Source organism: Streptomyces sp. B93, from assembly GCF_018070565.1.
GTDB lineage: Bacteria > Actinomycetota > Actinomycetes > Streptomycetales > Streptomycetaceae > Streptomyces.
Map to the genome: position 1 here is coordinate 1 of NZ_JAGPXL010000093.1, position 7,843 is coordinate 7,843.

Annotated in this window: 9 protein-coding genes; 3 read left to right on the top strand and 6 right to left on the bottom strand. The window is 70.0% G+C overall.

All coding sequences use genetic code 11. The annotated features are described in order from the left end of the window. Nucleotides 1–35: 35 nt before the first annotated feature. Nucleotides 36–500: an SRPBCC family protein gene (locus KBY47_RS35760; RefSeq protein ID WP_210928764.1), complete on the bottom strand. Its 465-nt coding sequence runs from the start codon at nucleotides 498–500 to the stop codon at nucleotides 36–38. Between the two features lie 198 nt (nucleotides 501–698). On the opposite strand from KBY47_RS35760, the gene KBY47_RS35765 reads away from it, so the two are divergent. The 3 genes from KBY47_RS35765 to KBY47_RS35775 all read left to right on the top strand — a co-directional run bounded on the left by KBY47_RS35765 (nucleotide 699) and on the right by KBY47_RS35775 (nucleotide 4,215). Next, a complete protein-coding gene (locus KBY47_RS35765) occupies nucleotides 699–2,354 on the top strand; it encodes a catalase (RefSeq protein ID WP_210928765.1) in 1,656 nt (551 codons plus the stop codon). Nucleotides 2,355–2,431: 77 nt separating this feature from the next. Further along, the gene (locus KBY47_RS35770; protein WP_210928766.1) at nucleotides 2,432–3,886 is read left to right on the top strand and encodes a glyceraldehyde-3-phosphate dehydrogenase; all 1,455 of its coding nucleotides are present in this window, start codon (nucleotides 2,432–2,434) and stop codon (nucleotides 3,884–3,886) included. Between the two features lie 116 nt (nucleotides 3,887–4,002). Continuing rightward, nucleotides 4,003–4,215 carry a hypothetical protein gene (locus tag KBY47_RS35775; RefSeq protein ID WP_210928767.1) on the top strand — a complete coding sequence of 71 codons (213 nt, stop codon included), beginning with the start codon at nucleotides 4,003–4,005 and terminating at the stop codon, nucleotides 4,213–4,215. A gap of 10 nt (nucleotides 4,216–4,225) precedes the next feature. On the opposite strand, the gene KBY47_RS35780 is transcribed toward KBY47_RS35775, so the two are convergent. The 5 genes from KBY47_RS35780 to KBY47_RS35800 all read right to left on the bottom strand — a co-directional run. Continuing rightward, nucleotides 4,226–4,651: a hypothetical protein gene (locus KBY47_RS35780; RefSeq protein ID WP_247695751.1), complete on the bottom strand. Its 426-nt coding sequence runs from the start codon at nucleotides 4,649–4,651 to the stop codon at nucleotides 4,226–4,228. Between the two features lie 174 nt (nucleotides 4,652–4,825). Beyond that, complete coding sequence (locus KBY47_RS35785) at nucleotides 4,826–6,064, bottom strand: cytochrome P450 (RefSeq protein ID WP_210928769.1); 1,239 nt, start codon at nucleotides 6,062–6,064, stop codon at nucleotides 4,826–4,828. Nucleotides 6,065–6,293: 229 nt separating this feature from the next. After that, on the bottom strand, nucleotides 6,294–6,887 hold the full coding sequence (locus KBY47_RS35790; protein WP_210928771.1) for a YdeI family protein: 594 nt from the start codon (nucleotides 6,885–6,887) through the stop codon (nucleotides 6,294–6,296). A 13-nt stretch (nucleotides 6,888–6,900) separates the two neighbouring features. After that, a complete protein-coding gene (locus KBY47_RS35795; RefSeq protein WP_210928772.1) occupies nucleotides 6,901–7,131 on the bottom strand; it encodes a tautomerase family protein in 231 nt (76 codons plus the stop codon). Between the two features lie 66 nt (nucleotides 7,132–7,197). Next, nucleotides 7,198–7,843: SDR family oxidoreductase (locus KBY47_RS35800; protein ID WP_210928773.1), on the bottom strand; the 646-nt coding region annotated here is incomplete at its 5' end.

Here is a 7,843-nt window from a genome sequence, read left to right on the forward strand (position 1 = left end):
GCGCGGCGCCGCGACCGTGGCGTACGACCGAGGGGTCAGATGTCGCCGGGCTTGATACGGCCCCGCCACGCCCCGGACTCGCCGCCGCGCTCCTCGATGAACTCCTTGAAGCGCTGCATGTCGCCCTTGATGCGCCGGTCGATCGTGCCGGTCATGGCTCCGATCTTCTCCGCGGCGCCGCTGGGCTCCACGTCCATCACCAGCTCCACGCGGGTGTGGGTGTCGTCGACGCGCTCGAAGCGGACGCTGCCGCGCTGCCGGGTGTCGCCGGAGACGGTGCGCCAGCTGATCCGCTCGTCCGGCAGCTGGTCGACGATCTCGGTGTCGAACTCCCGCCGCACCCCGCCGAACTTCGTGGTCCAGTGGTTGTGGCGGTCGTCGAGCTGGGTCACCTCCTCGACGCCCTCCATGAAGTTCGGGAACTCCGCGAACTGTGTCCACTGGTCGTAGGCGGTACGGACCGGTACCCCGACCTCCACCGATTCCTTGACGGTGCTCATTTCTGCGGCCTCCTTGCTGATCGACGGCGACGGGCACGCGGCCCACCGCACGGACCTCGGCACAGGAGTGCGGGTACCCGGGGAGCGGGGCCGCTCACCCCGCGGGACCCGGTGTGATCGCGGGGCGCCGTCCGCCGGGTCACGATGTGATCACCGTCGCGAGTCCTCCCGACCCCCCCGACACCAGGAGCCCCCACCATGACGGACGTATCCAGCCAGGGCCCTCCCCAGGGCGACGACCGCAAGATCCTCACCAACCGGCAGGGCCACCCGGTCTACGACAACCAGAACCAGCGGACCGTCGGCGCCCGCGGCCCGGCCACCCTGGAGAACTACCAGTTCCTGGAGAAGATCAGCCACTTCGACCGGGAGCGCATCCCCGAGCGGGTGGTGCACGCCCGCGGCGTGACGGCGTACGGCTTCTTCGAGGCGTACGGCGCCTGGGGCGACGAGCCGATCGACCGCTACACCCGCGCCAAGCTGTTCCAGGAGCGCGGCAGGCGCACCGACGTCGCCGTCCGCTTCTCCACCGTGATCGGCGGCCGGGACTCCTCCGAAGCCGCCCGGGACCCGCGCGGCTTCGCCGTGAAGTTCTACACCGAGGACGGCAACTGGGACCTGGTCGGCAACAACCTGGGGGTGTTCTTCATCCGGGACGCCATCAAGTTCCCCGACGTCATCCACGCCCTCAAGCCCGACCCGGTCACCTTCGAGCAGCAGCCGCGCCGGATCTTCGACTTCATGTCGCAGACCCCCGAGGCCATGCACATGCTGGTGAACCTGTTCAGCCCGCGCGGTATCCCCGCCGACTACCGCCACATGCAGGGCTTCGGCGTCAACACCTACAAGTGGGTGAACGCCACGGGCGAGACCAAGCTGGTCAAGTACCACTGGATGCCGAAGCTCGGCGTGCGCAGCATGACCGAGGAGGACGCCGCCCAGGTGCAGGCGGACAGCCTCGGCCACGCCACCAAGGACCTGTACGAGGCGATCGCCCGGGGCGACCACCCGGAGTGGGAGCTGCTGGTGCAGATGATGGACGACCACGATCACCCGGAGCTGGACTTCGACCCGCTGGACGACACCAAGACCTGGCCCGAGCAGGACTTCCCGCCCCGTCCGGTCGGCCGGATGGTGCTCGACCGGATGCCGGAGAACTACTTCGCGGAGAACGAGCAGATCTCCTTCGGTACCGGGGTGCTCGTCGACGGCCTGGACTTCTCCGACGACAAGATGCTGGTCGGCCGCACCTTCTCGTACAGCGACACCCAGCGCTACCGGGTCGGCCCGAACTACCTCCAGCTCCCGGTGAACATGCCGAAGAACGTCACGGTGCGCACCAACCAGCGCGACGGGCAGGCGACGTACCACATCGACGGCGGCGCCGACCCGGTCGTGAACTACGAGCCGTCGATCCTGGGCGGGCTGCGCGAGGCGCACTACCCGACCCATGACGAACAGGGCCCCGAGATCAGCGGCCGTCTCAGCCGCAAACGCATCCCGCGCACCAACGACTACCAGCAGGCCGGGCAGCGCTATCTGCTGATGGAGCAGTGGGAGCGCGACGACCTGGTGCACAACTTCGTCACCCTGCTCGCCCAGTGCGACCGCCCGGTGCAGGAGCGGATGGTCTGGCACTTCCTGCTGGTCGAGAACGACCTCGGGCTGCGCGTCGGCGAAGGGCTCGGCATCAGCCCGCAGGACGTCGCCGGTCTGGAGCCGCTGGCGAGCCAGGACCTGACCGACGAGGACCGCGAGCGGCTCGCCAACCTGGGCAAGAACCCGCCGCGCGACGTGACCGGGCTCACCATGACGCACTGCGTCCCCGACGAGCGGCACGTGGTCACCCGCTGACCAGGCACGAGCCCCTTGAGGAAGCGCAGCACAGGAGGGTTAGCATATGAGCGCCACCTAGCTCGAAAGAGATACCTGTGACTGTCATCGAGGACTCGTTCACCAACTGGAAGAACCGCGAGGAGATCGCGGAGTCGATGATCCCGATCATCGGGAAGCTGCACCGCGAGCGGGACGTGACGGTCCTGCTGCACAGCCGCTCCTTGGTGAACAAGTCGGTGGTCAGCATCCTCAAGACCCACCGATTCGCCCGGCAGATCGCCGGTGAGGAACTCACCGTCACCGAGACCATGCCGTTCCTGAAGGCCCTCACCACGCTCGACCTCGGCCCCTCCCAGATAGACATCGGCATGCTCGCCGCCACCTACCGCGGCGACGAGCGCGGACTGAGCATCGAGGAGTTCACGGCCGACGCGGTCGCCGGAGCCACCGGCGCCAACAAGATCGAGCGCGGTGAGGGACGCGACGTCGTCCTCTACGGCTTCGGCCGCATCGGCCGCCTCGTCGCCCGGCTGCTGATCGAGAAGTCCGGCTCGGGCAACGGCCTGCGGCTGCGCGCCATCGTGGTGCGCGGCGGAGGCGGGCGGGCCCCCGAGGACCTCGTCAAGCGGGCCTCGCTGCTGCGCCGCGACTCCATCCACGGCCAGTTCCAGGGCACCATCACCGTCGACGAGGCCAGCGGCACGATCGTCGCCAACGGCAACGCCATCAAGGTGATCTACGCCAACGACCCGAGCGAGATCGACTACACGGCGTACGGCATCAAGAACGCCATCCTCATCGACAACACCGGCAAGTGGCGCGACCGCGAGGGCCTGTCCCAGCACCTGCGCCCCGGCATCGACAAGGTCGTCCTGACAGCCCCGGGCAAGGGCGACGTCCCCAACATCGTGCACGGCGTCAACCACGACACCCTCAAGCCCGACGAGCGCGTCCTGTCCTGCGCCTCCTGCACCACCAACGCGATCGTGCCGCCGCTGAAGGCGATGGACGACGAGTTCGGGGTGGAGCGCGGGCACGTGGAGACCGTGCACTCCTTCACCAACGACCAGAACCTGCTGGACAACTACCACAAGGCCGACCGCCGCGGCCGTTCGGCGCCGCTGAACATGGTCATCACCGAGACCGGCGCCGCCTCGGCCGTGGCCAAGGCGCTGCCCGACCTCAAGGCGAGGATCACCGGCAGCTCGATCCGCGTCCCGGTCCCGGACGTCTCGATCGCGATCCTCAACCTCCAGCTGGCCCGCGGGACCACCCGCGAGGAGGTCCTGGACCACCTGCGCAAGGTGTCGCTGGAGTCCCCGCTGAAGCGCCAGATCGACTTCATCACCGCGCCCGACGCCGTCTCCAGCGACTTCATCGGCTCCCGGCACGCCTCGATCGTCGACGCCGGAGCCACCAAGGTCGAGGGCGACAACGCCATCCTCTACCTCTGGTACGACAACGAGTTCGGCTACTCCTGCCAAGTCATCCGTGTCGTCCAGCACGTATCGGGCGTCGAGTACCCGACCTTCCCGGCCCCGCTGGTCTGACCCGGCCCGCGCGACCCGGCGCCCGCCGGGTTGCGTGCCCGCCGCAGGGGCGGACGATGGAAGCGGGGCCGCCGGTCGTGCGTGCCCCGCTTCGTCCACGCCCTCACGGAGGTGCCATGGCCAGGGACGACAACCGCGACATGGAGCGATCCCGGGACATGGAGCGTTCCATGGACCGTTCCGTCGACAAATGGGCCGACCGGCTGATGACCGGCGGCGGGACCATGGACCGCGCACAGGCCCGCCAGTTCGTCCAGAACGTCTACGAGGCCGCCCAGCGCGACCTCACCGAACGGGACGCGCAGGCCGAGTACGAACGCGAGGAGTGAGCGTCAGGTCTCAGTCGTCGCCGAACGGGACGACGAACCTGGCCAGGGTCCAGATGGCGAGGAGGTCGAGCGTCATCACGATGACGGACCACACGGGGTAGTACGGGATGAACATGAACTGAGTGATCAGGCTCACCGCCCCCAGCGCGATGCCGACACCCGCGCCCCAGCTCTTCCCGGCCAGCACGCTGAGACCGGCGGCGACGAGTCCGACGCCGATCACCAGGTGGAGCCAGCCCCAGGCCGTCAGGTCGAACCGGTACACATACCGGGACGATCTGAAGATGGTGTCGTCGGCGATGCCGCTCACACCGAAGAGGATGCTCAGCGTTCCGCTCAACTCCAGCGCACAGCCCGCGAACAGGGCGGGCCCTCCGCCCAGCGCCTGGGCCGTGGCGCGGGGACGCTGCCGGACACCGCCGGGTGTCTCTGTCATGGTTTCGACCTCTCTGGAGGGCCGGTCACTGCCGCCCTTCCCGGGCCCCGTGGGGCCACCTCGCCGTCCCGGACAGGCCCCAGGTTTCCCGCGACACCCGCGCCCCGCGACCGCAGCACGCTGTCCGGGTGAACTACCCCGGGCGTCAGCCGCGGCAGGACCCCCGTCGCCCGGTCAGGGGGACGGAGGGGTGAGACGGACGGGCAGGGATCGGTGTCCGTTGCTGATGAGGGAGTCCAGCGGGACCAACGTGCCGACCGGGACGCCGAGTTCCATCCGGCGGAAGCGTGTGAACAGCTCCTTGAGCGCCGTCGCGGCCTCCAGACGGGCGAGGGGGGCGCCGAGGCAGAAGTGGACGCCGTGGCCGAAGGCGAGGTGGTCCTTGGCGGCGCGGGTCACATCGAAGGCGTCGGCGCTCGGGCCGTGCCAGCCGGGGTGGCGGTTCGCGGCGGCGTAGGAGGCCAGGATCGCGTCGTGACGGGCGATGACCTGGCCGTCGGGCAGCTCGATGTCGGTGACGGCGTACCGCAGGGGCAGGTGGGTGACCGGGGGTTCGAGGCGGAGGGTCTCCTCGACGGCGTCGTTCCAGCCGGCTCGGCCCTCGCGGATGTGGGCGAGCTGGCGGGGGTGGGTGAGCAGGAGGGTGACGGCCTGGTCGATGAGGTCGACGGTGGTCTGGTACCCAGCGCTGATCATCAGCAGCAGGGTGTCGCGGAGTTCGGTCTCGGTGAGCCCTCGGCCGTCTCCTTCGTCGTCCCGGGTGGCGATGAGGAGGGAGGTCATGTCGTCGCCGGGCTCGGAGCGCCTGGTGGCGATGAGCCGGTCGAGGGCCTGGTAGAGCGCGGCCGTGTTGGCGCTCGCCCGTTCCGGGGTGAAGGTGGTGTCGAAGACACCGTCGACCACCTGGCGGAAGGCGCCCCGCTGGTCGCCGGGGACGCCCATGAGGTGACTGATGACGGCCATCGGCAGCGGGTGGGCGAGGCGTTCGCGCAGATCGACGACGGCGCCCGCGGGGTGGGTCGCGAGGTCGTCGACGAGGGCGGTGACGATGTCCTCCACGGTGCCGGTCAGGCGGGCGATCCGGTGGTGGGAGAAGGCGGGCGCGACCAAGCGGCGTAGCCGGCGGTGGTCGGTGCCGTAGGCGGTGAACATGTTGTGCACCGCGATCCACAGGGCGAGCGGCCAGCGCTGTACGACCTCACCGAAACGGGGCCAGTGCGTCCGGGCGTCCTTGGACACATCGCTGCTGGTCAGCAGTTGCTTGAGCACATCGGGGTCGGTGACGGACCAGGCCCGCACACCGAGGATGTCGACGAGGACGGCGGAGCCGTGCGCGCGTAACAGCCGGTGCTCGGCGTGGCGCCGGCGTCCGGTGGGGTCGAGGACGACGGGGGTGGCGGACCGGGACGTCATACGGGTCTCCTTCGGACGGCGGGAGCGGGGGCGCGTGGGAGGCTGCGGAGCCGACGCGCGCTGTAGCGGCCACGTCGTGGAGGTGGCACCCACGAAGGCGGTTCTACCCACGCCGAAACCGCCCACGACCGCGACCCCTGGTGCGAGGTCCACCACCGCCAGGTGCGTGCCTGGGGGCGACGGCGGGTGCCGGGCAGCACGCGGGGCCGCGGGCGGAGGAGGCGTGGGGCTACGGGTACGACTTTTCGCCCTTCGCCAGCATCGCTACGTACTTCTCGATCCGGCGCGCCCGGGTCTCGGCCCTCTTGGCGTCGTGTATCCGGTAGAGGATCGCGAAGCGGTTCTGCCGGTCCAGCGTCTCGAAGAACGCCGCCGCAGCCGGGTCGGCGGTCAGGGCCGCCGCGAGGTCGTCCGGAACCGTGGCGGTCCTCGCGCCGTCGTAGGCCGCCTCCCAGCGGCCGTCCGCCTTGGCGCGGTCGATCTCGGCCTGCCCCGGCGGACGCATCCGGCCCTGTTCGATCAGGGCGGCCACCTTGTCCCGGTTGATCTTGGACCACCTGCTGCGCGGCTGGCGCCGGGTGAACCGCTGGAGCCACCACTGGTCGTCGAACTTGGCCTTCTGGCCGTCGATCCAGCCGTAGCAGAGGGCCACGTCGAGCGCCTGGGCGTAGTCCAGCGCGACGATCCCGGGCCCCTTCTTGCGCAGCTTGAGCCAGATGCCGGGCGAGACGGCGTGGTTCTCTCCGAGCCACGCCTCGAACGCCTCGGCGGATTCGAATACGACGATCTCCAACTCCTGAGTCACCCCGGTAGCGAACCACACCCGGCCGATCTGGTCAGGCGTCGCCGGTGTCGGCCGGTGCCGGCTCACCGAGCATGGCGAGGGTCAGCACGCCGCCGGAGATGCCCCAGCCGCCGTCGGCGACCTCTTCGACCAGCACCATGGTGTTGTCACGGGCGCGCTCGCCGTAGATCTCGACGTACAGCTCGGTGGTGCGCGTGACGATCTTCTCCTTCTGCTCCGGGGTGAGGGTCTTCTCGGGGACCTTGAAGTTCGCGAAAGGCATGGCTGGTTGTTCCTTCTCTCGGTAGGGCGTTACAGGGAACTGTCCGCGGGGTGTGCGGCGGGCGGATCAGATGATCCCGCCGTTGGCGCGGACCACCTGTCCGTTGATCCAGTGGCCTGCCGGGGAGGCCAGGAACGCGACGACCTCGGCGATGTCGGACGGGGTACCGAGCCGCTCCAGCGGCGGCTGGGCGGCCAGGCGGGCGATGGTCTCCTCGTCCTTGCCGGCCAGGAACAGGTCGGTGGCCGTGGGGCCGGGCGCGACGGCGTTGGCGGTGACGTCCCGGCCGCGCAGCTCCCGGGCCAGGATCAGGGTCAGCGCCTCGACCGCGCCCTTGCCGGCGGCGTACGCGCCGTAGCCCGGGAAGGCCAGACCCACCACGGACGTGGAGAACGTGACGATCGCACCGCCGGGGCGCACCCGACGGGCGGCCTGCTGAACGACGACGAAGGTGCCGCGGACGTTGGTGCGGTACAGGTCGTCCAGGACGGCCAGGTCCAGGTCGGCGATCGGCGCCGTGTGCGCCCGCCCGGCAGCGTGCACCACGACGTCGACACCGCCGAACTCCGCCTCGGCCGCGTCGAACAGAGCCGCGACGGCGTGTTCGTCGGCGACGTCCGCGCGCGACGCCATCGCCTGGGCGCCGCCGTTGACGGCCTCCTTCACGGCGGCTTCGGCCTCGTTCCGGTGGTCGGCAAAGCCGACCACGACG

Excerpts from the sequence above, each read along its gene's own strand:
- KBY47_RS35760 (WP_210928764.1), bottom strand. The coding sequence starts at position 500 with ATGAGCACCGTCAAGGAATCGGTGGAGGTCGGGGTACCGGTCCGTACC.
- KBY47_RS35795 (WP_210928772.1), bottom strand. The coding sequence starts at position 7,131 with ATGCCTTTCGCGAACTTCAAGGTCCCCGAGAAGACCCTCACCCCGGAG.
- KBY47_RS35780 (WP_247695751.1), bottom strand. The coding sequence starts at position 4,651 with ATGACAGAGACACCCGGCGGTGTCCGGCAGCGTCCCCGCGCCACGGCC.
- KBY47_RS35765 (WP_210928765.1), top strand. The coding sequence starts at position 699 with ATGACGGACGTATCCAGCCAGGGCCCTCCCCAGGGCGACGACCGCAAG.
- KBY47_RS35785 (WP_210928769.1), bottom strand. The coding sequence starts at position 6,064 with ATGACGTCCCGGTCCGCCACCCCCGTCGTCCTCGACCCCACCGGACGC.
- KBY47_RS35775 (WP_210928767.1), top strand. The coding sequence starts at position 4,003 with ATGGCCAGGGACGACAACCGCGACATGGAGCGATCCCGGGACATGGAG.